This window comes from Streptomyces niveiscabiei (genome assembly GCF_033794345.1).
In the GTDB taxonomy this organism is placed as follows: Bacteria; Actinomycetota; Actinomycetes; order Streptomycetales; family Streptomycetaceae; genus Streptomyces; species Streptomyces niveiscabiei.
The window spans coordinates 107,251-134,237 of record NZ_JARAYJ010000006.1; the positions used below are offsets into that span (position 1 = coordinate 107,251).

The window sequence follows — 26,987 nt, forward strand, 5'->3', positions numbered from 1 at the left end:
CGCAGGAGAGCCATCACCATGACCGTTTCCGATTCCGACATCGCCATCATCGGGATGGCGTGCCGCTTCCCGGGCGCCGACTCCGTCGACCGGTTCTGGGAGGTCCTCAGCGAGGGCCGCGAGACCCTGACCCGGTACACGGACGAGGAGCTGGCCGCCGCCGGGGTCCCGGCCGACCGGCTCGCGGACCCCCGGTACGTCAAGGCCGCGCAGACCATCGCGGGTACGGACCTCTTCGACTCGGAGCTGTTCCGGTTCGCGCACGACGAGGCGGAGATCCTCGACCCGCAGCACCGGGTGTTCCTGGAGTGCGCGCTGGAGGCGCTGGAGCGTTCGGGGTACGACCCGCAGCGCACGGACGCGCAGATCGGCGTGTACGCGGGCGCCGGCATGAACACGTACCTGCTGCACAACCTGGGCGACCGCTACCGGGGCGCGTCCTCGGTGGACCGGTACCGGCTGATGCTCGCCAACGACAAGGACTTCCTGTCGACGCGGGTGTCGTACAAGCTCGGCCTGACCGGCCCGAGCGTCAACATCTCGACGGCCTGCTCGACGTCCCTGGTCTCGGTGCACACGGCGTGCCTGGCGCTGCTGGGCGGGGAGTGCGACATGGCGCTCGTCGGGGCGGTGCACCTGAATCCGCCGGGTGAGGGGTACCAGTACCAGGAGGGCATGATCTTCTCGCCCGACGGGCACTGCCGGGCCTTCGACGCCCGGGCGCAGGGCACGGTCATCGGGAGCGGCGCCGGGGCCGTCGTCCTGAAGCGGCTCAAGGAGGCGCTGGCCGACGGGGACTGGATCCACGCGGTCATCAAGGGCTCGGCGATCAACAACGACGGTTCCGCGAAGACCGGTTACACCGCGCCGAGCGTCTCGGGGCAGGCTGCGGTCATCGCGGACGCGCACGAGGTCGCGGACGTGGAGCCGGACACGATCGGGTACGTCGAGGCGCACGGTACGGGGACCCCGCTGGGCGATCCGATCGAGGTCGCGGCGCTGACCGAGGCGTTCCGGCACGGCACCGAGCGGACCGGGTACTGCGCGCTGGGGTCGGTCAAGACGAACGTCGGGCACCTGGACACGGCCGCGGGCATGGCCGGGCTGATCAAGACGGCGCTGATGCTGGAGCACCGGACCCTGGTGCCGAGCCTCCATTTCACCGCCCCGAACCCGGACATCGACTTCGCGTCCAGCCCGTTCTTCGTCAACACGGCGCGCACGGAGTGGCCGTCCGCCGACGGGCCGCGCCGGGCGGGCGTCAGCTCGTTCGGGATCGGCGGGACGAACGCGCACGTGATCCTCCAGGAGGCTCCGGCCCGCCCCGACGCCTCCCGTGAGCAGCGGCCCGAGCTGCTGGTTCTCTCGGCTCGGTCCGCGGAGGCGCTGAAGCAGGCGCAGGGGGCGCTGGCCCGTCATCTGCGTTCCCGGCGGGATCTCGACGTCACGGCTGTGGCGCAGACGCTGGGTCTGGGGCGGCGTGCGCACGCGCACCGGCTGGCGCTGGTCGCGGACGGTACGCGGGGCGCCGCGATGGCGCTCGCGCTGGGGGACGGCGAGGGGATTCGGCGGGGTGTGGCGGGGGAGGTGGCGCCGGTACTGGTACTGACGGGGGAGTCGTCTCCCCAAGCCCGTGAGCTGTACGCGGCCGTGCCCGCCTATCGGGAGGCCGTCGACGCCTGTGCCGAGGCCGTGGGGCTGGTCGGCGGGGGTGAGGCGCTGCTGAGCGGGAAGTACGCCGGGTTCTGTCATGCGTACGGGGTCGTGCGGGCGCTGCTGTCGTGGGGGGTCGCTCCGGGGGGCCTCGCCGGTACGGGTACGGGGCTGGCCGTGGCCGCCGCCGTGAGCGGGGCCCTGGTGCTGCCGGACGCGTTGGCGCTGGCCGTGGGGAGTGCTCCGCCGCGGGTCTCGGCGCCCTCTCTGCCGGTGCTGTCGGCGGTCACGGGAGCGCGGCTGACGCAGGACCCGGCCGACTGGACGAGCGGAGGGCCGGTCGCCGACGGTGCGGGCTGGGTCCGGATCTCCGCCGCCGGATACGCCGACCTCCTCGCACTCGCCGGGGAGTTGTGGGTGCGGGGCGGTCAACTCGACTTCGCCGCCCTGCATGAGGGTCGGGACATCCGCCGAGTTCCGTTGCCCACGCACCAGTTCGAGCGGCGACGGCACTGGGTCGAACCGGGTGCGCAGACCGGCCGGCCCACCGCCCCCGAGCGGGACCGGCTGCTGGCCCGCTTCGCGGCGGACGACCCCGCCCACAACGTCGGACTCGTCACGGACTTCGTGACCGACGAGGTGGGGAAGGTCCTCGGCGGACGCCATCTCGCCGCCCTCGACACGAACCTGTTCGACCTGGGGCTCGACTCGCTGGTGCTGATCGAGGTCGTGGCGAAGCTCGGCGAGGAACTGGACTTCGAGGTGCCGGCGACAGCGTTCGTGGAGTTCCCGACGATCCGCTCCTTCGTGGACAACCTGGCGGAACTGATGGGCCTGACGGAGCCCGGAGGCCCGGCACCGGCCGCCGCGGGGCGTACTTCGCGGCGGGCTCAGCGGGCGGAGGCACGGCGGGCGGGGCAGGGCTGAGCCGCCTGACGCCTTGCGCGGATGACGTGAGGGGCGGGAATCCCGGACCGGGATTCCCGCCCCTCCGGTCGTCCGCCTAATTCTTGAACGCTCCGCAGCGCTCCTCGATCAGTTGGGCCGTGGCCGCCATCAGGCGGTCGGCGACGGTGTCGACGTTGCGGTTCTGCCAGGGTTCGAGGCTGGTGCCCTTCACCCATTGGTTGAAGGCGCCCAGTGCCGGGCCGGAGTGCACGAGGTAGTCGACTCGCCGTCCGGGGGCGCCTGTTCGGGCGAGTGTGAAGCCCTCGTCCAGGTAGGAGCGGAATGCCAGTGCCAACTTCCGTTTGGCGTCCGGTTCCTGGCCGCCGGGGTGCGCCGCGCGCCACGCGTCCTCGAAGGGGCGGCGCAGGTAGGTGTCCTCGATCTGGCGGCGTGTGTCGGTGTCGATGTCCTCGAACGAGGCGTGGGTGCGCCAGAGTTGGTAGAGGCGGTCGGCGCGGGCCGGGAGGAAGACGCCGCGCTTGACGGCCCGTGCGCGGACGCCGAGTTCGAACATCTCGGCCCAGGGGGCGGGTTCGGTGTCCTGGACGTCCAGGGCCTGGAGCATGTCCTTGGCTTCGGGGCTGGTCGCCGCCTCCACCGTGCACTGGTTCACGGACCCGGTGACGAGGAACTCGGCGCCGAGCACGAGGGCCGCCGTCGCCGCTTCCGGCGTGCCGATCCCGCCGGCCGCACCGACGTGCACGCGGTCCCGGCCGGTGGCGAGGGCGTCACGCAGCCGGACGACGGTCGGCAGCAGCGTGGCCAGGTCCACAGGCTCGCTCACCCAACCGCCGCCGGCCTCGACGCACAGGTCGTCCGCCATGGGCAGGCCGCCCGCCCTCGCCGCCTCCTCCTGGCTCACCTCGCCCTGATCGAGGAGACCGCGTACGACGTCGGCGGGCGCCGGGCGCAGGAACGCCTCCGCGGTGTCCGTGCGGGTGACCTTGGCGATGATCCGGCCGCCCTTGAGGCGGTACTTGACCAGCGCCGGGGTGATCCGCAGGAACCCGGACGCCTCGACCGTACGGACCCCGAGCCGCAGCAGCAGGTCGACGAGCGCGCGCTCCTCGTCGGGGGCGGCATGGCGGTGCAGGATGCTCGCGCCGAAGGGTCCGTCGGGGCCCAACGCGGCCTGCACGCCCCGGACTTGCTCCTCGACCTCCGCGAGGGGCAGTCCGCCGGTGCCGAGGAAGCCCATCGCGCCGGCCTTGGCGAGCCGGACGACGAGCGCTTCGGAGGAGATGCCGCCGTACATGCCGCCCGCGAGGTAGGCGAGGCGGAGGCCGTAGCGGGTGCGGAAGGTGTCGGCGCCGAGGTCTTCGGGGGCGAGGGGGCGGCGGGGGGTGGGGACGGGGGCGGGCAGGGGGGTTCGCGAGGCCGGAGGCGCGGTCGCCGGGCTGGTGGCGGGGGCTCCGGGGGCTGAGGGCTCTACGGTGGCCGGGCGTTCGACGGCTGCCGGACGCTCGGCGGCTGCCGGGGGCGCGACGGTTTCCGGGGCCACGGTGTACGCCGGGTTCTGGGCCCGCGCCGGCTCCGGCACCCCGCCGGGCCGGCCGGCGACCGGTGCCGCCGCTCCCCCGGTCAGCGTGGTCGTCGCGACACCCCTCGCAGGCTCGGCCGACGCCTCAACACCCGCCGCCTGCCGCCGCGTTGACGCCCCGTGCTCTCCCAGCTCCTCCGCAGTCATCGGCGCGGCCCCCGCCCGCACCTTCGCCACCATCTTCTGAAGCGTCCGCCCCGGCCCCAGCTCGACGAACTCGAAGTCCCCCCGGGCCATCAGCCGCCGTACGGTGTCGACCCACCTGACCTGTCCGACGATCTGCCCGGCGAGCGTCTCGCGGATGCGCCCGGCGTCGTAGGGGCGCGCGTCGACGTTCGCGATGACCGGGATGCGGGGCGCCCGGAACTCGGTCGCGTCCAGGAGCCGCCGGAACTCGTCGGCGGCGTCGCGCATGTACCGGGAGTGGAAGGGCGCGCTGACGTTGAGGACGACGACCTGTGCTCCCCGGTCCTCGAACAGGGCGCGGGCGCGCCGGAGTTCGTCCTCGGGACCGGCGAGGACGATCTGTTCGGGGCCGTTGTGGTTGGCGATGTCGATGCCGGTCAGCCCGGCGTCGGCGAGGCCCGACCGGACGGTGTCGAGGTCCAGGCCGAGGACGGCGGCCATGCCTCCGCCCGAGGCGCGGCCCATGAGTTCACCGCGCCGGGCCACGAGCCGCAGCCCGGTGGCGAAGTCGAAGACCCCGGCGGCGAACAGGGCCGCGTACTCACCGAGGCTGTGCCCGACGAGGAAGTCCGGCGCGACCGGGTCCTCCTCGCTGTGCCGGAGATAGGTGAGCGCCTCGACGGCGTACAGCGCGGGCTGGGTGAACTCGGTGCGTTTCAGGCGTCCTTCGGGGTTGGTGAGGCACAGGTCGCGCAGGGAGTAGCCGAGGATCTCGTCGGCCTGGGCGACGAGGTCGGGGTAGGCGTCGAAGAGGTCGGCGCCCATGCCCTTGACCTGGGAGCCCTGCCCGGGGAAGCCGAACACTTTCACTTTGCTGCCGCCTTTCGCTGGGGCGCGGTCCCTCACGAGGGCCAACTGCCGTGTGTCACGGGTGAACGGGGTGAGCAGCGCCATCGACTCGGAGCCCGTGCCGGGGCGGGCGGCGAGGTTGGCGCGGACGAAGTTGTGGAGGGTGCCGGAGGGGCCTGCGTCGAGGTACAGGTACGGCCCTGACGTCTCCAACTCCCTCACGGTCGCCGCGAATTCGATGGGTTCGCGGGCGACGCGCCACAGGTGCGCGGCACTGACCTCGGTGAGTGGCCCGGCGGTGGCGCTGGAGACCAGCGGGATGTGCGGCGCCTTGAACTCGGCGTCCGCCCAGACCGCGTCGAAGGCGTGCCGGGAGGGGTCCATCAGGCGGGAGTGGAAGGCGTGGGCCACCGGGATGCGCTGGTGGGCGATCTCCCGTTCCAGGAGGAGCGCCTCGGTGCGGTCCAGGGCGTGCAGGGGTCCGGCGACGACGTAGTGGGCGTCGTAGTTGTGGGCGGCGAGCTCCAACTCCCGGTGCAGTTCGGGGTCCTGGTGGAACAGGGCCGGGTCGGTGAGGACGGCGAGCATGCCGCCGGGTGCCGACCCGGCCGCCGAGTGGGCCATGCCGACGAGCCTGCGCAGGCAGTCGCCGGGTTCGAGGACCCCGGCGAGGACGGCGGCCGTGAACTCGCCGAGGCTGGCGCCGAGGAGGAGGTCGGGGACGACGCCGTACGCCATGAGGGTCTCGGCGAGGGCGAGTTCGACCATGACGATCGCCGGGTGGGTGACCGCCGTGTCGGTGAAGGGTTCGGAGACGCGGCGGGCCGGATCGTAGAGGCGGGCGGCGACGGAGGTGCCGAGTTCGGCGTCCAGCCGGTCCAGGGCGTTCCTGAACACCGGTTCCTCGTCGTAGAGTTCGCGGCCCATCTGGTAGGTCTGCGAGCCCTGGCCGGAGAACATGAAGACGGTCCGCACGGTCATCGGCCCCCGTCCGCACCGGGGTGCCAGTGCCGCTCGCGGGCGAACGGGTACGTCGGCAGCGGCACCCGGCGCGGGCGCGCACCGGGCCACAGGCGCCGCCAGTCGAGGTCGCCGCCTGCGGTCCAGTGGTCGGCGAGGTCGGTCAACCGCCCGTCGGTGAGCCAGAGTTCGATGTCCTGCGGGGTTCCCGGAGCGCCCCAGGGGTTCCCGGCGCCACCGGCGAGGTACTTCTCCAGCGCCCCCCGCAACTCGCCCAGATCCCCGGCGACGAACGCGGCCCGGCTCGCCATCGGGACACGCCCGACCTGGAGGGTGTGGGCCAACTCCGCGAGGGACGGCGTCCGTTCACCGCCCAGGAAAGCGAGCAGCCGCTCGGCCGCTTCCCGCAGCCTGTCCCCGTCCCGCGCCGACAGCGGCACGATCTGCGGCCCGGACAAGGGCGGCCGGGCACCCGGCGTGTACTCCTCCAGCACGGCATGGGCGTGCGACCCGGTGGCGCCGTACGAGCTGATCCCCGCGCGCCGGGGAGCCCCCGGCTCGGGCTCGGGCCAGGGCCGTACGTCGTGCTGGAGCCTGAACGGCGTGTCGTCCAGGCTCAGCAGCGGGTTCGCGGTCTCGGAGTGCAGGGTCGGCACCAGGGTGCGGTGGTGGAGTTGCAGGACCGCTTTGGTGAGCCCGGCGACGCCGCCCGCCGACTCGGCGTGCCCGATGTTGGACTTGACCGAGCCGAGCGCGCAGAACCCGGTGTCGTCGGTGTGGCGGCGGAACGCCCGTACCAGGCCCTGGAGTTCGATCGGGTCGCCGAGTTTCGTGCCCGTGCCGTGCGCCTCGACGCAGCCGATCGTGCGGGCGTCGATGCCCGCTTTGTCCAGCGCGTCGGAGACCACGGCGGCCTGGGCGACCGGGCTCGGTACGGTGACGCCGCTGCCCGCGCCGACGTGGCTGACGGCGGTCGAGCGGATCACGGCGTACACGTGGTCGCCGTCCCGCTCGGCCGCGTCCAGGGGCTTGAGGACGACGGCGCCGACGCCCTCGGAGGAGACCCAGCCGTCGGCGTCCGCGCCGAAGGAGCGGGAGCGGCCGGTGGTGGAGTGCATGTCGACGGCGCCGTACGTGTGGTACTTCGCGGGGTGCAGCGACAGGTTCACGCCGCCCGCGACAGCGACCTCGCTCTCGCCCCGGGCGATGCTCTCGACCGCGAGGTGCACGGTCGTGAGGGAGGCCGAGCAGAGGGAGTCGACGGTCATGCTCGGGCCGTGGAAGTCGCAGACGTACGAGACGCGGTTGGCGATCATGCCCTGGTTGAGGCTGACGGGGAGCCGCTTGCCGCCGGCCTCCGCCGCCTGGGCGCCGATCAGGGCGTAGTCCTTGTGCATCGCCCCCGCGAACACGCCCACCGCGCGCCGCCGTTCGGGGCCCCGGGGCTCGACCAGGGTGGCGGGGGTGTAGCCCGCGTCCTCGATCGCCGCCCAGCAGGTCTGGAGGAACAGCCGCTCCTGGGGGTCGGTGATCTCCGCCTCGGCGCGGGGGATCCGGAAGAACTCCGCGTCGAACCGGTCGGCGTCGGAGACGAACCCGCCCCAGCGGGACGCGGTCGGCTCCGCACGCCAGTCCCAGCGGTCCGCCGGGATCTCGGTGACGGCGTCGTGGCCCTCGACGAGGTTGCGCCAGAAGGCGGTCACGTCGTCGGCGCCGGGATAGCGGCCGGCGAGACCGATCACGGCGACGGGGACGGGGCCGGACACGGGGCCGGGCTCACGCGAGCGCACGGCTTCCCGGTCCCCCGCGACGGCGGCTTGCTCATCCGCTGTGCCGACGGCTTGTCGCTCCGGTGCGGCGACGGCTCGCCGCTCTCGTGCGTGGTCGCTCGGCCGTCCTCCCCCCGCGCCCGCCCCCGGCAGCATCCGCCGCGCCAGCTCCGGCCTCTTCAACGCGGCCCGGCCACCCCCCGGCCCGCTCCAACCCTCCACCACCGCATGCGCGTTGGTCCCCCCGTCGGCGAAGCAGCTCACGGCGGCGACGAGCGGCGCGTGAGGCCAACTCCGCCTCTCCCGCGCGAACATGAACGGCGTGGCCGCGAAGTCGAAGTGCTCCGGCGGCTCCTGCCCCGACAGGAACGGCACCAGCTGCCGTTCCCGCAGCATCAGGACGACCTTGATGAGCCCGGCGATCCCCTCGGCGCACTGCGGATGCCCGATGTTCGGCTTCACGGACCCGAGGCTGCACGCGGCCCGCGAACCGTCCCGGTACACGGCCTGGATCGCCTTGAGTTCGACGAGGTCGTGGACGGCGGACCCGGCCGCGTTGGTCTCGATGTGCGTGACGTCCTCGGCCCGCTTCCCGCTGCGCGCCAACGCCTTGGCCATCACGGCCCGTTGAGCGACCGGGTTCGGCGAAGCGGGCCCGGCCGTACGCCCGTCGTTGTTGACGGCGATCCCCTTCAGCACCGCCTGCACCCGGTCCCCGTCGGCGAGGGCCCGGTCCAGCGGCTTCAGTACGACGACCCCGGCGCCCTCCGCGAGCACGGTCCCCCGCGCGCGCCGGTCGAAGGCGTGGAACGCGGGTTCGGGGCTCAACACCCCGCGCTGGTCGAAGAGTCGGTGCCCGGCGTCGTCCGCGAGGAGCGTCACCCCGCCGACGACGGCCGCCTCCGCGTCGCCGTCGCGCAGCGCCTGCGCGGCGGAGTGCAGGGCGACGAGGGCCGAGGAGCACGCGGTGTCGACGACGACGCTGGGTCCGCGCAGGTCGAAGAAGCGGGACACGTTGGCGGCGAGGTAGTTCTGGCCGACGGCGACGATCGGGTTCCGGGTCCGGCTGAGCGTCTCGTCGTCGGGGAGATGCCGGCTGCGGGCACCGACGTACACGCCGACCTCCCGCCCCTTGACGTCGGCGGGCGCGTACCCGGCGTCCGCGAGCGCGAACAGCGTCTCCTCCAGCAGGACCAGCGCCTGCGGGTCCATCGCCTCGGCGTCCTCGTCGGACAGCAGGAAGTACGCGGGATCGAACCCGTCCCGCTCGACGAGCCCGGCGACGAGACTCCCGTCACCGCCCCAACGCGCTGGCGGGACAGGGGAGATGGCCGAACGCCCTTCGCTCAGCAGCTTCCAGTAGGCGTCGAGGTCGGGGGCACCGGGGAAGCGGCCGGACATGCCGATGACGGCGATGTCGTGGGGCCGGGTGTCGTGCGGCGCCCGCTCATCGGCTGGCCGGGCCTCCGCAGCGGGCTCAGGCTCGAAAGGGCCAGCGTCTTCAGCCTCTCCCTCATCCCCGAACGCCCCTCCCGCATCCCCGAACGCCGCCGCGAACTCCCCGGGATGCTCCGCCGCCAGCCATGCCACGAACCCTTCGACCGTCGGATGCTCGATGAACGCCGTCGGATCGACCTCCACCCCCAGCCGCCCCCCGACCTTCCGCAGCAGCTGCACCATCACGATCGAGTCGGTCCCGAAGTCCTCGATCGGTACGTCGACGGCGAGTTGACCGGCGTCGAAGTGCAACTGCTCGGCGATCAGCCCGAGAAGCCAGGAACCGGCGGCCTCGACGGCCTCACCCCCGACCGGCGCGACCACGACCGGCTTCCCGGCACCGACCGGCTTCCGTACGACCGTCTCAGCCCGCTCCGCCTCGATTCGGCGCCCTGTCAGCGACTCGGGGCTCCAGTCGGCGTCGTGGACCACGGCAGGCAGCACGACAGGCCCGGCGCCCCGGCGCAGCAAGTGATCCAGCAGGGCCGTCCCCTCGGCCTCGGTCACGCTCCCGAGCCCGGTGCGCAGGTAGGCGGGCCCGGGGTTCTCGTCCCCCATCCCGACCCCGCTCCACGACGGCCACTGCACACTGAGCAGCGGCAGCCCGTGCGGCCGAGCGGCAGCGAGGTAGTCCTGATAGGCGTTGGCCATGGCGTAGTCGCTCTGCCCGACAGCCGCGCTCGGCACGGCGGCGGCGACGGACGAGCAGATCGCGAAGAACCGCAACGGGTGCCCGGCGAAGGCGGCCACCAGGGCATCGAGCCCGGCGACCTTGGGCGTCACGACGGCCCCGACGGCGTCCCCGGGCTTGCCGACGAAGGCGAGGTTCTCCCGGTCGGCGACCCCGGCACAGTGGATGACACCGCCGACGGCCCCCGACTCCCGTACGACACGCTCCAGTTGCCCCGACGCCGGACCGTCCAGCGGAAGGGACACCACCCGCACGTCCGCCCCGGCCCGCTCCAGCCCGAGCAGCGCCTCGAACCTGGCGTCGTCACCACGCCGGGCCTCCCACTGCGCACGGTCGGGGAACCGGCTCCGCCCGATCAGCACGAGCCGCCGAACTCCCCAGTGCTGTACGGCGTACCGGGCGAAGGCGAGCCCCAGACCGCCGGTCCCGCCGGTGATGAACAACGCCTCGTCGGCCCCGAACTCCCCGGTGAAGGGCGGCAGTCCGCCGACGCCGGGGTTCTCCCGCAGCACGGCCCGCTGCCGCTGCCCGGCACGGTGACGGACCTCCGGTTCCTCTCCGGCGCCGGCGAGTTCGGCGACGAGCTGCCGGACGGCGGTCACATCGTCGTCCAGCGGGTCCAGGTCGACGTGCCGGGAACGGACGTTGGCGTACTCGCTCTGGAGCATCCGGTACAGCCCGGCGCGCTCGGCGCCCGCGAGGTCGATCCGCTCGCCGCCCTCCAGTCCCCGGGTGACACCGAGCAGCACGACCGGTTCGGCGGCCGAGGCACGGGACACGAGGCGCTGGAGCCACGGCAGCCAGGCGTCGCCGCCGTACGAGCGCCCGCCGACCGGTCCGGTGTGCGCGCAGCCGGTCAGGTCGACGCAGGCACGGAAGCGGTCGGGGTGGGCGGACAGGTCGGTGACGACCTCGGCGTCCGGCAGTTCACGGGCGAGGCGATCGGCGAGGGCGCGCGAGCCGGGGGTGGCCAGGAGGGCCACAGGGCTGGGCAGTTGGCCTTGCGGGCCTGCGGCGGCGGGCTCCCACTCCTTGGTGAGCAGCCGCGTCCCTACCGGCGGCTGCGCGGCGACGGGATGGTGCTCGTCCAGGTATGCCGCGAGGTCCCGGATGGTCGTGTACTCGAACAACAGCGTGGGCGGCAGGCTCTTGCCGAGTTCCCGCTCCAACTGCCCGACCAGGTCCAGCACGCTGACCGAGTCGATGCCCAACTCGTAGTACCCGACGGTGGGTTCCAGCTCCCCGGCGTCCCGGTTCAACGCGTCCGCGATCAGCCGGCGTACGCGGTCCTCGGTGGCCGTGAGCGACGTCCCGCCGGCCGGTGCGGCCGTCGGGCGCGGTGTCTCGGAGCGGATCAACTTGCTGGCCATGCCCCGGAGTTCGGCGATCTTGCGCCCGTCACCGGACAGGAACTCGACGGTGATGCGGGCGATCTCGTCGCGACGGCTCACCGAGGACCGCAACACCCTTGCCGTGCACGCACTGTTGAGCGGAGCCGCCGCGCGGAACGACTCCACATACATCGGCAGGAAGAACCCGCCCTCGGCCACGTCCGCCAGCAACGCACCCGCCGCCACCGCGCCACCGAGCATCAGCCCGGGATGGAAGAGGTGCCCACTGCCGGCGGCACCCGGCGGCGGGGTCAGCTCGGCGATCAACTGCTCGCCGTCCCGCCAGACTTGGCCGCCGGCCCGCACGGCCCCGCTGTAGACCTGCCCGAGTCCGGCGTCCCGGTCGTACACGGCGCCAAGGTCCTGGACGACGGCCGACGGCGACGGAACGGCAGGGGGCTGGACCTCGGAGAACCTCACAGCCCCCGTCGACACCAACTCGGCGGTGGCGTAAGCCTGTCCGCCCTGCTCGGCGATGCGGATCGCCCACCGGTCCGGGGCGGACCGCTCGGCGTCCAGGGTGATCCGGACGGGGGATTCGGCGGTGACCGCCAAGGGACGCAGGACGGTCAGATCGCGCAGTTCCAGGCTGTCGTACGCGAACCCCCGCTTGCGGAACGCCTGGTGGACGAGGTCGACATAGGCGAGGGCGGGCAGCAGGAGCCGGCCCGACACGCGGTGCCCGGCGACGACGGGAGTCGCAGCCGTGAGGGTGAACTCCTCCTTGACCCTGACCGCTTCGGGCGCCTCGGCCACAGCCGACCCGTACCAGCACCGCACCCCCGCGAACGGGTACCCCGGCAACTCCACACGCGGCGGCGGCACTTCGTACAGCACACGCCAGTCCACAACCTCCCCGGCAGCCCAAGCGGCAGCCAGCGCACGCGGTTGCGAACCGGACGCGGCGGCACCCCGCGCGTTACGCCGCACGACTCCGGTCCAGACACCCGGAATCTCGGCGTCCCCCTTCACGAACGCGTCCAGCCGCCCCAGCAGTTCGGCCTTGTCCTCGTACACCACGGCGACCCGGTGGGCCATGGCCTCGCGCCCTGTCTGAAGGGTGTACGCGAGGGACGCCGGATGCGTGTCCTTGCCGTCGGCGCGGAGGAAGTCCGCCACGTCGGCGGCGTACACACCGAGTTGACCGGCGTCGCGGGCCGACAGGGTGCACACGTACGGAGTGCTGGCCTGCGGGTTCGGTCGGGGGTGGGCCGGCACGTACTCCTCCAACAGGACGTGGGCATTGGACCCGCCCGCGCCGAAGGCGCTCACAGCGGCCGTACGCGGCAGTGGACGCCCGCCCGCGTCGACGCGAGGCGCCCACACAGCGAGGTCGCGCTGGACACGCAGAGGCGCCGACTCGAAGTCGATGTTGGGATTGAGCGTGTCGGCGTGCAGCGAGGGAGCGAGCCGGCCGTGCCGGAGCTGGAGCAGCACCTTGGTGACGGCGGCCATCCCGGCAGCCGACTCCGCGTGACCGATGTTGGACTTGACCGAGCCGATCGGAATCTTCCGCCCACCGAGGTCCTGGCCGCCGAACGCCCGCAGCAGGCCGGTGACTTCGATGGGATCGCCGAGGGACGTCCCGGTGCCGTGGGCCTCGATGTAGTCGAGGTCGGCGGCAGTCCACCCCGCGCGCGCGAGCGCCGTACCGATGAGGTCGCCCTGCGCACGGGCGTTGGGCACGCTGAACCCCTTGCCCGCGCCACCGTGGTTGACGGCGGACGCCTTGACGACGGCGAGGATCCGGTCCCCGTCGCGCTCGGCGGCGGCCCGCCGCTTGAGCAGCACGGCCCCGGCCCCCTCGGCGGGCACATAGCCGTCACCGTCCGCGCCGAAGCTCCGGCACCGCCCGTCCGTGGACAGGAACCCGCCCCGGCTGAGCTGGAGGTACTTGAGCGGATGGCTGGAGATGTTGACGCCGCCCGCGACGGCCGTGTCGCAGTCCCCGGCCCGGATCGCCTGCGCGGCGAGGTGTATCGCCGTGAGGGAGGACGAACACATGGTGTCCAGGCCGACGCTGGGCCCGTCGAGGTCGAAGAAGTACGAGACACGGTTCGCGACGGACGCGTACGAGGAGGAGGTCGCGGCCCCTTCACCGCGCAGCGCCTCCTCTACGCCGTACAGCTGGTAGTGGCCGTACATCATGCCGACGAACACACCGGTACGGCTGCCGGCGAGCGCGGAGCGGGTGATGCCGGCGTCCTCCAGGAGGTGCCAGACGGTCTCCAGGAAGATGCGTTCCTGGGGGTCGATGTGCTCGGCCTCGACCTGGGACATGCGGAAGAACAGGGGGTCGAACCGGTCGACGTCCCGCAGGAACCCGCCCCACTTGGAGTAGGACGTGCCGACGGCGTCACGGTCGGGGTCGAACCACCGGGCGTGGTCCCAGCGGTCGCCGGGGATCTCCTCGACGGAGTCGACGCCTTCCCGGAGGTTGCGCCAGAACTCCCGGAGGTCGTCGGCGCCGGGGTAGCGACCGCTGACGCCGATGATGACGATGTCGTCGTCGGACACGCTCGCCGGCACGGCAGACGGGGCCTCTCCCGAACCGGCGTCCGCCACCGGCTCCTCGACCACCGAGTCCGCAGCCGGAGCCGGGCTCTCCACCAACTCCGCGAGCTTCTCCCCGTGTTGCTCCACGAAGTACCCCGCCAGCTCGGCCACCGTGAAGTACTCGAAGAACAGCGTCTTCGACAACTCCCCGAACCGTGCCTCCAGTTCCCGGGTCAGGCTCAACACCAGCAGCGAGTCGATCCCGTACCGATCGAACTGCTCGTCGGAATCGATCTCCTCCACCGGCATCTTCAGCTCACCGGCGAGCAGTTCACGCAAGAACCCCTCAGCCGCCTCCTGAAGCGCGGCACCCCCCACCTCCGCAGCCCGCCGACCGGCATCGGCCGACCCCTCACGCGGCGCCGCATGTTCACTCTCCAGCGCCCGTCGAATGACCCCGGCGTCCCCGGCGGCGAGCAGCAGCCGAGGCGCGGTACCCCCCAGCGCCCGCTCAAGCCCGTCGAGCGCGACCCCGGTGGCCAGCGGCCCGAACCCCAGCTCCCGTCGCATGGCCTGCTGAGCGGCCGTGTCCATGGTCATCCCGCCGTCCCGCCACAGGGGCCAGTTGACGGAGAGACTCGGCCCGGACCGCTCGCCCCGGGCGCGGAGTCGCTCGCGCCCCAGGACGAAGTGATCGAGGTAGGCGTTGGCGTAGGAGTAGTCGGACTGCCCGACGCTGCTCAACGCGGCGGCGGTCGAGGAGAACGCGGCGAAGTACTCCAGCTCTTCTTCCCGGGTCTCCTCGTCCAGCCACCGAACGCCCAGCATCTTGGGGGCGATCACGGCATCGGCCTCGTCCCGGTTCTTGCGCAGCACGAACCCGTCCCGCAGCACCCCGGCCGCGTGCAGCACCCCGGCGATCCGCCCGGAGTGCTCGCGGGCGGCCTGGACGAGCGCGGCAACGTCCTCGCGCCGGGTGACGTCGGCGGCGACGTGCAGAATCCGCGCCCCGGTCCCCGCGAGCCGGGCCACCCGCTCCACGACCTCGGCCGACGGCTGGTTCCGGGAGGCGAGCACGATGTCCGCGCCGTGCGAGGCGAGCCGCTCGGTGAGGTGCAGCCCGATTCCCCCGGTCCCTCCGGTGACGATGTGCGCTCCTGGCGCGGCGAACACCCCGGAGCCCGCGGCGGGAAGCTCCGCCGGGCGCCACGCGCCGACGAGCCGCCGCACGCCGTCCGCACGAACCTCGACCGGCGCCTCGGCACAGCCCAGTTCAGCGGCGATGACCGCCACGAGGTCGGCGTCCTCGGGGCACGCCACCGCACTCATCCGCAGCCCCGGATACTCCCCCCGCACGGCCCGCGCCAACCCGCTGATCGCGGCATGCTCGGGCGCGCCCTCGGGATGGACGTACAGATACCGGGCCTCCCCGCCACTGCGCGAGATCCACGCCCGGCACAGCGCGAGCGCCTCATGGAACCCGTCACCCGCCAGATGGACGATCCCGACGGGCCCGGCCAACTCCGACGGCTCGAACCCGGCACCGGGCTCGACGCTGACGACCCGGGCCCCGGTCCGCTCCGCGACCCGCGCCCCGATCCCCCGCCGGGCCCCGTCGACCAGCAGCACGGTCCTGGGCGGCGCGGCCGGAGCCGGAGCGCTCTCCCGCCAGTACGGCTCGAAGGCAGCCAACGGCTCGTCGGCGCTCTTCGCGGAGGGCAGGGCCCGCAGGGTGAACCGCTCGATCCGGGCGGCAACGACACCGTCGTCGTCCGTCACCAGGATGTCGAAGACCCGCACGCCGGGCGTCGAGCCGTCGTCGGTACGCCGGGCATGCGCGTGCCCACTCTCCGGCAGCCGCTCGGCGAGCAGTTCGACGGCCCCCACCGAGTACGGCAGGTGCGCGGGCGCGGCGGGATCGTCCTCGCCCGTGGCGATGCTCCCGGCGGTCTGGAGGGCCGCGTCCATCAGCGCGGGGTGGAACCGATAGGCGCCGGCCTCTTCCCGCAGGTGAGCGGGGGTGACGAGCCGTGCGAGGGCCTCCCGGTCACCGGTCGCGAGCCACTCGACGACCTGGAAGGACGGACCGTAGTGGAATCCGGTCGCGTCGACACGCCGGTAGTACTCGGCCCCGGTGGTCCGCCCGGCGCAACGCCCTTCCACCGCGCCGAGATCCAGCGTCCGCCGCTCCCCCTTCGCGGCGGTGACGACCGTACCGGTGGCGTGCGGCCGTCCGCCCCCGGTGAGCACCTCGAACCCGGTGCGCCCCGGCTGCCGGTCGAGCTTGATCCGTACGGTGACGTCTCCCGTGCCGGTACGGATGGGCGCGGCCCAGGTGACGTCCTCGACCCGCTGGGCCAACTGTCCGTCGCCGCCCGTGAGTTCAGCGGCGGCGCGGGCCATCTCCAGCAGGACGACACCCGGCAGGATCGGGGTCCCGTCGGCGCGGTGGTCGCGGAGGTAGAACTCGTTTCCGGTGAGGCGCTTGGCGCATTCGCCGGGGTCGACGGTGTCGAGGAGGGGATGCGCCGGCGTGGTCGCGGCGCCGCTCTCCACCCAGTGCCGGGCCCGGTCGAACACGTACGTCGGAATCCGCACCCGGCGCGCCCCGTCGGCGAGCCCCGACCAGTCGAACTCCTCGCCCTCCACCCAGAGTTCGGCGAGCGCTTCGAGCTCGCGCTCGGTGATCAGCGAGTCCAGGTACCGCCGCCAGGACGCGCTCTGCGCACGCCCCTGCCCGGCCCGGCCGCTGTGCCCCACCGGTTCCCCGGCGGCGAACGCGTCGAGCGCGGCGAGCGCCTCCGCCCGGTCGCCGGCGACGAACGCGAGCCGCTGCGGCATGGGTTCACGGCCGACCCGGAGCGTGTGGGCGACGTCCGCGAGCGACGTGCGGCCCTCGCGCAGGTGCGCGGCGAGCCGTCCGGCGTACGCGGTCAGTGCCGTCCTGCTGTGCGCGGAGAGGACCAGCAGCACCGGCCCGCCCTCATCGGCACCCGCAGCCTCCGACGGCGCCTCCTCCAGCACCAGATGCGCTCCCGCCCCGCCGAACCCGAACGAGCTGAGTCCGGCCCGGCGCGGCAGCGACCCGGCGCGCTCCCAGGGGGTTGCCTCGGTGACGATCCTGAACGGCCCCCCGTCCAGGTCGAGATAGCGGTTCTCCTCGACGACGTGCAGGCTGGCCGGGATCATCTCGTGCCGCATCGCGAGGACCACCTTGAACAGCCCCGCCATCCCGGCGGCGCCCTCCAGGTGTCCCACGTTGCTCTTGACCGACCCGAGGCCGACCGTCGGTACGGCGGGCACCGGGCGCCCGGCGTCCTCGTACAACCGCGTGAAGGCGGTGCGCAGTCCGGTCACCTCGATGGGGTCGCCGAGCGCGGTGCCGGTGCCATGGGCCTCGATGTAGCCGACGGCCGCCGGATCGGTCCCCGCGCTGCGGTGGGCGCGGGTGATGACCTCGGCCTGGGCGTCGGGGCTGGGCGCGGTGAGGGAGTTGGTGCGTCCGCCGTGGTTGACGGCGGAGCCCCGGATCACCGCGTGGACGGGGTCGCCGTCGCGCTCGGCGGCGTCAACCGCCTTGAGGACGACGGCTCCTACGCCCTCGCCGCGTACGTATCCGTTGGCGCGGCTGTCGAACGCCTTGCAGCGGCCGTCCTCGCTGAGCATCTCGTTCTTGCTGAGGGCGACGTACAGGGACGGGTCGAGGATGAGGCTGACGCCGCCCGCGACGGCGAGGTCGCAGGAGCCGTCGCGCAGCGCCGAGACCGCCTGGTGGATCGCGGTGAGGGAGCTGGAGCAGGCGGTGTCGACGGCGACGCTGGGCCCGCGCAGGTCGAGGAGGTAGGAGACGCGATTGGGGATGATGGACAGGGCGGCGCCGGTGATGGTGTGGCCGTCGGTCTCCTCTCCGGCGGCGCGCTGGACCTCCAGGTAGTCGGAGTTGGTGACGCCGAGGAAGACGCCGACGCGGCGCCCGGCGAGTTCGGAGGGCCGGATCGCGGCGTCCTCCAGCGCCGTCCACACGGTTTCGAGGACCAGCCGCTGCTGCGGGTCCATGAGCCTGGCCTCGCGCGGGGAGATCCCGAAGAACTTCGCGTCGAACCGGTCGACGTCCGGCACGAACCCGCCCCAGCGGGACCGGGACCCTTCGGCGGCCCGCCAGTCCCAGCGGTCGGCGGGGATCTCCTGGATCAAGTCGTCGCCGTCGGCGAGGTGTTGCCAGAAGGCGTCCAGGTCGGGGGATTGCGGGAGGCGTCCGGCCATGCCGACGACGGCGATCCCGGCGCTGTTCCCGGTCCGGGCGGCCTCGACGGGGACCGCCCGGGTGGCCGAGGTCTGGGCCCCGAAGCGGGCGCGCAACTGCGGGTGTGCGTGCAGGAGATGGGCGGCCATGCCGGTGACGGTCGGGTACTGGTAGAAGGCGGTCGGGTAGACCTCGACGCCGAGCACGGTGCCGATGCGGGTGCTGAGCGTCGTGAACCCGACGGAGTTCAGGCCGAGTTCACCGAGCGGCCGGTCCTTCGGGACGCGGTCCTCGGCGACTTCGGCGACCTCGGCGACGAGGCGGGCCAGTTCACCGACGAGAGGGCTTTCCGATACGGCTACAGCTCGCGCGGTGCTCGACTCGCCGTACGCGGCCCGGAGTTCGTCGAGGGGAGCCGACCCGAGCCGTACCCGGTCCGTCTTGGCGTTGAGTGTCTGCGGGAACTCCCGCAGGGGGACCAGCACATCGGGGACCATGTACTCGGGCAGCCAGGCACCCAGCGGCGCCGGGTCGACCGGCTCCCCGGTCCCGGTGTAGAAGCCGCGCAGCATCACCCCGTTGCCGCCCGCGGCTGCGGCCGGTACGACGACGGCCTCGGTGACCCCGGCCAGCCTCCGCATGGCCGCCTCGACTTCGCCGGTCTCGACGCGGTAGCCGCGCACCTTGACCTGGGTGTCCGCGCGGCCGAGGTATGCGAGCGTGCCGTCGGGCAGGGCGCGGACGAGGTCGCCGGTGCGGTAGAGGCGCGGGGAGAGGTCGGGGGCGATGGGGTTGGGGACGAAGCGTTCGGCGGTGAGGTCGGGGCGGTTGACGTACCCGGTCGCCAGTCCGTCGCCGCCGATGTGGAGTTCGCCGGGGACGCCGGGCGGTACCTGCTGGCCGTGCGCGTCGAGGACGAGGAGCTGCGTGTTGGCGACGGCCCGCCCGAGGGTGACCGGGCCGCCGGGGGTGAGGCGTCCGACGGCGGACCAGATGGTCGTCTCCGTGGGGCCGTAGAGGTTCCAGGCAGTGCGGGTGCGCTCGACCAGGGCGTCGGCGGTGTCCTGGTCGAGCGCCTCTCCCCCGCACAGCGCGGTCAGCGACGGGTCGCCGGCCCACCCCGTGGCGAGGAGCATCTTCCAGGTGCTCGGCGTCGCCTGCATGGCGGTCGCGCCGCACCTCTCCAGGTGGCGGCGGAGTCTGACGCCGTCCTTGGCGACGTCGGCGGGCGCGATGTCGACCTGCCCGCCGGTGATCAGCGGCAGGTACAGCTCCAGCGCCGCGATGTCGAAGCACACGGTCGTCAGCGCGAGCAGCGTGTCGTCCGGCCCGAACCCGGGCTCGTCCTTCATCGAGACGAGGAAGTTGACGAGCGCCCGGTGCGGTACGGCGACTCCCTTGGGGCGCCCGGTGGATCCGGACGTGTAGATGATGTACGCCGTGTCGTCGGGCCCGGCGGCCCGCCCCGGGATGTCGGCCCGCCCGGTGAGCTGGTCGAGCCGGAGCCTCGGTACGGTGATCCCGCCGAGCGCGCTCTCGGCCGTGGCGGTGGTGAGGACGAGGTGGAGTCCGGCGTCCTCGGCCATGTAACTCAGCCTGTCCAGCGGGAAGGTGGGATCGAGGGGGACGTAACTCCCGCCCGCCTTCAGGACGGCGAGCAGCGCGACGGGCAGGTGGCCCCGCTCGACGAGGACACCGACGGCACGGCCGGGCCGTACGCCCTCCGCCCTCAGGTGTCCGGCCAACGCGTCGATCTTCTCGGTCAGTTGACGGTACGTCAGGGGCTCGATGTCGCTGGTGACGGCGAGGGCGTCGGGGCGGCGTGCGGCCTGCTCCTCGACGAGGTCGGGGAGGGTCAGCTCACGCGGGTAGGGGCGGCGCGCCTGCTCCCACCGCCGCTCGATCTGCCGCCGTTCGTCGCCGGTCAACAGCGGCAGCCTGCCTACGGGGCGGGCGGGTTCGGTGAGCGCGGACCGCAGCAGGGCGAGGAAGTGTTCGCCGAGGCGGCGCACGGTGGCCTCGTCGAAGAGGTCGGGGTCGTACTTGAGGGTGTACGTGCAGTCGGCGGCGCCCTCGACGACCTCCAGGGTGACGTCGAACTCGCCCTCCTGGTGCACCCCGTGGAACACCTCGCGCACCGGGTCGCGGTCGCCGGGCTCCACCCAGTTCTGGAAGTAGAACGCGGTCCGGAAGAGGTCGGCGGTGTCGGTGCGGCCCGCCTGGCGCAGGGTCTCCGCGAGGGTGATCAGCGGGAGGTGGGCGTGTTCGAGGGCCTCCAGGACCGTGCGGTGCACCTGGCCGGCGAGGGTGCCGAAGTCGTTCTCCGGGTCCACATCGGCCTGGAGGACCACCATGTTCATGAAGTAGCCGAGGGTGTCCTCGAACGTCGCGGACGGGCGTCCGGCGGCCGGGGTGCCGACGCGGATGCCGCGCTGCTGGGTGTAGCGGTGGAGCAGGGTGAAGTAGCCGGAGAGCAGGACGGCGAACAGCGAGGTGCGCTTCTCGGCGGCGAACCGCCGTGCCAGGTCGACGAGTTCGGCGTCCATCCGGCCCTCGACGGCGGCGCCCCGGTAGCCGGGGACCTGGGGGCGCGGGCGGTCGTAGGGCAGGGCGAGGGGCTCCGTGGCCGCGTCGAGGCGGCGCAGCCAGTAGGCGCGCAGCCGGTCGCCCTCGGGGCCCGCGAGGAGGTCGCGCTGCCAGGCGGTGAAGTCGGCGTAGGTCGCCTCGGCGGGGGCCGTGCCGGGCCTGCGTCCGGCTCGCGCCTCGCGGTAACCGGCGGTGAGTTCGCGCAGGAACGCGGCGATGGAGACGCCGTCGAACACGATGTGGTGGAAGGCGAGGAGCAGGACCTGGGCGCCGTCGCCCTGGGTGAAGAGGGTGACGCGCAGGAGGGGGCCGTGTTCCAGGTCGAAGGGGCGGCGGGCCTCCTCGCGGACGCGGTCGCGTACGGCCGGCTCGTCGGTGACGGCCAGGTAGCGGTGCTGGAAGTGGAGTTCCTGCCACGCCGCGACCGTGCGGACGGGGCCGTCGGCGGTGGTGCGGATCGTGGAGCGCAGGCTGTCGTGCCGGTCGAGGATGTTCTGGAGGGCGAGGCGCAGGGCGCCGACGTCGGTGCCGGGGTCCAGGCGGAAGGCGAGGGGGAGGTTGTAGGCGTAGGTGCCGGGGTTCATCCGCTCGATGACCCACAGGGCGCGCTGGCCCTCGGAGAGGGGGTGATCGGTGGCGGGGCCGTCGGTGATGAGGATCGGAGGGAGGGGGGAGTGGACGGGGACGGGGACGGGGACGGTGGTGGCAGGGGCGGCGGCCGGGTCGCCGCCCGGAGCCCCGGACCCCTCTGCCCCCTCCGCGACGTCGCCCAAGGTCCCCGACTCCGCGTAGTGCTCGGCGAGTTCGCGCAGCGTCGGGTGGTCGTAGAAGTCCCCCAGCGACACGGTCACACCGAACTCGTCCGCGATCCCGGCCACGATCTTCATGCCGGTGAGCGAGTCGAACCCGTAGGAGGCGAGGGGCTGTTCGGGGTCCACGTCCTCGTCCAGCTTCAGGCACCGCGCGACGATGGCGGCGAGCCGGCCCTGAAGTCGCCCGGACGGCACGGCACTTACGGCCGCCTCGACGGCAGCCTCTTCAACTGCCGCTTCGCGCACGGCGATCGGCCGCAGCCCGTCGCTCTCCCCGACGATGACGTGCTGGCCCCGGGCCCGCCCGTCCGCGCCGGTCCCCCCGGTCACGGTGACGTCCCCGAAGCCCTGTTCCCGCAGCAGCCTGCGCCACGTGTCGGGGTGCACCAACGGCGAGTCCGGCAGCCGGAGTTCGCGGTCGTCGAACAGCCACCACCCGTCCAGTACTCCGCCCACGACGGTGGTGGAGTCCCGCACCTCGGTCAGCTCGTTGAGCACGAGCCAGCCGCCGGGCCGCAACAAATCCTTGGCCTTGCCGAGGGTCGCCCGCAGGTCGGCGGTGGCGTGGACGACGTTGGTCGCGAGGACCATGTCGTAGGTCCCGGGCTCGAACCCCTGCTCCTGGTGCCCCCGTTCGAGGTCGAGGACCCTGAAGTTCAGGAAGCCGGGAGCGTCGTACTGCGGACGCAGCCGTGCCTCGGCGTGGTCCAGGAAGTGCTGGGAGATGTCGGTGAACCAGTACGACACCCGGTCGGCGTACGGCGCGAGGACCGGCAGCACGGAGTCCGTCGTCGCCCCGGTCCCGGCGCCGAACTCGACGATCCGCAGCCGCTCTCCGGGGGCGAGCCGGGCGATCCGGTGTTCGAGGTGGACGGCGACGGCGTCGCGGACCAGTTCGTTGAAGGAGTCGGTGAGCGGGTTGGCCTTGTAGAAGTCGGCGACCAGGGCCATCGAGGAGCCCGGGAACATGATCTCGGTGGCGCGGATCTCGCCGCGCAGGATCTCGGCGTACTGGCGCAGGAAGAGCCGGGTCAGGGTGACCGTGGGCGCGAGGTCGGGGTGGTCGGCGGCGATCCGGTCGAACTGGGGCTCCAGCGCGTCACAGGAGTACGCCCCGGCCGGCCGCGCGGTGTGCGGCAGCCGTACGCGTGCCCCGTCGGACTCGATGTACCCGTTGTCCTCAAGGATGTTGAGCAGTGCCTCGTACAGCCGCCGGAACTTGGGCAACACGCCGAGCCGGTCGGCGAGTTGGTCGCGGTCGTGGCTCTCGCCCGGGGTGGTGAGGACGCCCATGCCCTGGAGGACGCCGAGGACGGCGGGGCGGCAGACCTCGGTGAGCCGCTCGTACCCGGAGATGACGCTGAGGACGCCGGGGGCGTCGTCGGCGCGCGGGGCCAGCAGGCTGGGGGCGGCCGTGCGCAGGGTGGGCGGGGCGTCGGACCGGTACTGCCGGGCGGGCGGGGCCATGGCGGCGCCGAGCGCGGTGAGCGCGGCGGTGTCCGCGTTGATCGGCAGCACCTGCGGGAGCCGGCCGCCGAGGGTGCGGGCGATGGCGGACAGGCCGTCGGGGACGGTGAGTTCACCGATGCCGAGCCCGTGGAACATCTCGCGCAGCCCAGGGCGGGCGCCGGAGCCGACCGGCCCCCAGTAGCCCCAGTCGATGACCCGTACGGGGTAGGGGCGCCGGTGGTCGAGGTGGAGCGCGTAGGCGTCCTGGACGGCTCCGGCGCAGCTGTAGGTGCCGTTCCCTGCGGTGCCGACGAGGGCGCCGACGGACGAGAAGAACACCATGAAGTCGAGCGGTTCGGCGCCGAACGCCTCGTCCGTGGCCACGCTTCCCTCGGCCTTCACCGCGAGCGCCGCCGTGAACGCGTCCTCGTCGAGCGCGGCGAGCGGGCCGGGGTCGAAGGTCATCGCCGCGTGCACGACGCCGTGGATCGCCCCGAACCTCGCCTTGGCCTCCCGCGCGGCCCGCTTGAGCGCCTCGGCGTCCCGGCAGTCGGCGCGCACATGCAGTACCTCACCGCCGAGTTCCCTCGCCCGGTCCGCGCACGCCCGCTGCTCGGGGCCGGGCGCGCTGCGGCTGATCCAGACGACCTTCGCGCGGTGCCGCTCCGCGAGGTGCAGCGTCAACTCCCGCCCGATGCCGCCGGTTCCGCCGACGACGACGTACACGCCGCCCTCGCGGTACGGCGCCTCCCTCGGCTCCGGCAGGTCGACGGGCTGCAACGCGGGGACGTACCGGGCGCCGTTCCGCAGGAGCACCGTCCGGCCGGTGGCGTCGCAGGGTTCGTCCAGTACGGCGGTCAGCAGGTCTTCCGGTGTGGACTCGCCGTGGGCGAAGTCCAGGCAGACGGCGCGGATTTCGGGGCGTTCCTTGACCAACACCCGGGTGAGGCCGTGGAGTCCGGCGGCGAAGGGGTTGGTGACGGGGTCACCGAAGGCGGCGCAGGCGTCGTTCGTGACGACCTTGACATGCAGGCGGGAGCCTCGCGGGGTGAGGTGGCGGGCCGCCTCGAACAGGGCGAGTACGCCTCGCCGGTGACTGGTCGTCAGGTCGCCCCGGGTGATGCCGCCGAGGTGGTAGACGCGGTCGACGCGGCCTGCTTCGGTGAAGGCGCGGACCAGGTCGTCGCGGTCGAGGTCGATGAGGCGGGTGTCGTCGCCCTGGTGGTGGCGGGCGATGCCGGTCGCGAGGGGGGTGGCGTCGGGGGTGGTGAGGATGAGGACTCTCTGCGGGGTCGCGGGGGTGGGTGCGGGCGTGGGGCGGGGTTCGGGGAGCCAGGTGGGGCGGTAGCAGGCCAGGGCCGGGGCGGGCTCGACGCCGGACTGCACCAAGGTGGTGGCCGGCTCGACGCCGGACTGCGACCGGGGGGTCGCGGACTCGGCAGGCTCAACGCCCTTCTGCGTCAAGGCAGTACGTGCCGTCACGGCCGCCGCGCTGACGGCCGGGCGCGGCAGCCAGTACCGCTTGCGCGCGAACGGGTACGTCGGCAGGCCCACCCGACGGCCGCCGTTCGGGGCCCACTCGACTCCGGCGCCGCGCACCCACTGCTCTGCGACCGTCCGCAAGTCGCCCTGCTCCAGGGCGCGTCGCAGACCGGCGTCCGGCGTGACGCGCTGGGCGGGTGCCGTGCCGGTGACCACCTCGGTGGTCGGCTCGCCGGCGGCGTACGCACGCAACAGCGCACGTGCCTCGGCCAAGTCCCCGGCGGGGAAGGCGAGTCGGGCGGGGAGTTCCTCGCGGCCGGCCTGGAGCGTGTGGGCGAGGTCCGCGAGGGTGACGGCCCTGGTGGCGGCCGGAGCCGGGGCGAGGTCGCGCAGGGCGGTCGCGCCCGTGAGGTGGACGCCCTGCCCGAACTCCGCGTCCAGCTTCTCCGCCAGCCGGGTCAACTCGGCGGCGCCGCAGCCGTATTCGTGAAGCGGGGTGAGGGGGTCGAGGTCGGCGGCGTCGACGCCCAGGACTTCGGCGGCGAGACGGAGGCGGGTCGCCTCGGCGTCGTCGTCGCCCTGGGCCGCGTCCGCGTCGAGGAAGTCGGCCAGGCGTCCGGCGTACACGCGGAGGCGTTCGTCGTCGCGGGCCGACAGGACGACGAGGTGGGGACCGGCCGACGTCGCAACCTCAGCCTTCCCGGCCCCTTCGAACGACCCGCCCCTCTCGTACTCCTCCACGATGAGATGAGCGTTGGCCCCTCCCCCGCCGAACGAACTGATCGCCCCCCGGCGCGGCAGAACCACCCGCCGCCCGTCCGTGTGGACCGCCTCGGCCCGCTCCCACGCCACCGCCTCCTGCGGCACGAAGAACGGCGTGCCCGCGAGGTCGATGTCCGGGTTCAGCTCGCCGGAGTTCAGGGACGGCGCGATCGTCCCGTGCTTGAGCTGCATCAGCATCTTCGTGAGCCCCGCGATCCCGGCGGCGGACTCCAGATGCCCGATGTTGGACTTCACCGAGCCGACGGCGCAGCGTTCGACCCCCTGGGCGAGGCTGTCGTCGAGGTGTTCCGCGAACGCCTCCCGCAGACCGGCGATCTCGATGGGATCGCCGAGCGGCGTACCCGTGCCGTGCGCCTCGACGCAGCCGATGGTGCGCGGGTCGATCCCGGCCCTGCGCAGGCTCGTACGGATCACCTCGGCCTGGGCCACGGGGCTGGGTACGGTGTAACCCCCGGTCTTTCCCCCGGAGTTGACGGCGGAGGAGCGGATGACGCCGTAGATGCGGTCACCGTCCGCGAGCGCCCTCTCCAGCGGTTTGAGGACGACGGCGCCGACCCCTTCCCCGTCCACGAACCCGTCGGCGCCCTTCCCGAACGCGCGGACGCGGTCCCCGGGCGAGGTCATGCCGTTCTCGGCGAGGGTGCGCAGGTGGGACTCGTGCAGGATCAGGTTGACGCCCCCGGCGACGGCGACCGAGCACTCCCCGGAGCGCAGGCTCTCGCAGGCGAGGTGCACGGCGGTGAGGGAGGCGGAGCACGCGGTGTTGACGGTGAGGCTGGGGCCCCGGAAGTCGAGGACGTACGAGACGCGGTTGGCGATGGACCAGTGGCTGGACCGGGCCGTGTTGGCGGCGCCGAGGGCGGTCGCCTCGCCGCCCATCCACTCGTAGTCGCTGTTCATGACCCCGGCGAAGACGCCGACGGGGTTGCTCGCGCGCGCGAGCCGCCGGGGCGGGTGCCCGGCGTCCTCCAGGGCGGCCCAGACGGTCTCCAGGAAGACCCGCTCCTGGGGGTCGATGCCGTCGGCGTCGACGGGCGCGATCCCGAAGAAGAGCGGATCGAAGGCGTCGGCGTCATCGATGAGCCCGGCCCAGCGCCGGGTGCCGGCCCGGCCCTCGGCGCTCCGGTCGGCGGGGAACTCGGTGATGCAGTGCTCACCGTCGCGCGTACGGACCCAGAGCTCGTCGGGGGTGGCGGCACGGGGATAGCGCCCGGCGAGCCCGATGACGGCGATCCCGGCGACGGACCCGGCCTGTGGCCGCGCGTCCCGGGGCCCACCCCGCGCCCCGGCATCCACCCCGGCCTCCCGCCCGCCCTCCGGCCGCCCGTCCCCGCGCTGCTCCTCCCCCGCCCGCGCCTCTCGCAGGAGCCGCAACAACGCCGTCCGTTTCTCGTCCATGCCCATGCCCCTGCCTGCCGTGCCGTCTGTCGTCATGTGATTCGACCGGCCCGGGGAATTACCGAGCGGTGAAAGAGCCGACTACGGAAATCCGTAGTCCCGTAGCGCAAATCCGCGTATTTCCGCAACCCCTTCCACGAGAAAGGATTGCGGCGCCGCCCGGTTCCCGGACCGATCCACCGTCCGGCCCCCAAGCGTGGCGAACCACCCCAGGCCGGACTTTCGGCGCAAGCCCCCTGTGACCCAGGGCACGATCAGCGAATATGCCGCCGCGGAACACCGCGCCGTTCAGGATTCTCGAACTGTGAGGCGCG

At 73.2% G+C, this 26,987-nt stretch carries 3 protein-coding genes; 1 reads left to right on the top strand and 2 read right to left on the bottom strand.

The genetic code is table 11. The features are described 5' to 3' along the window. Positions 1–18: 18 nt before the first annotated feature. Positions 19–2,580, top strand: coding sequence for a type I polyketide synthase (locus PV682_RS10490; protein ID WP_319726496.1), 2,562 nt, complete (start codon positions 19–21; stop codon positions 2,578–2,580). A gap of 76 nt (positions 2,581–2,656) precedes the next feature. On the opposite strand, the gene fabD is transcribed toward PV682_RS10490, so the two are convergent. Both fabD and PV682_RS10500 read right to left on the bottom strand, forming a co-directional pair. Next, the gene (fabD, locus tag PV682_RS10495) at positions 2,657–6,097 is read right to left on the bottom strand and encodes an ACP S-malonyltransferase (RefSeq protein WP_319726498.1); all 3,441 of its coding nucleotides are present in this window, start codon (positions 6,095–6,097) and stop codon (positions 2,657–2,659) included. After that, positions 6,094–26,673: a non-ribosomal peptide synthetase gene (locus PV682_RS10500; protein ID WP_319726500.1), complete on the bottom strand. Its 20,580-nt coding sequence runs from the start codon at positions 26,671–26,673 to the stop codon at positions 6,094–6,096. Before PV682_RS10500 ends, fabD begins: the two co-directional genes overlap by 4 nt. Positions 26,674–26,987: the final 314 nt, after the last annotated feature.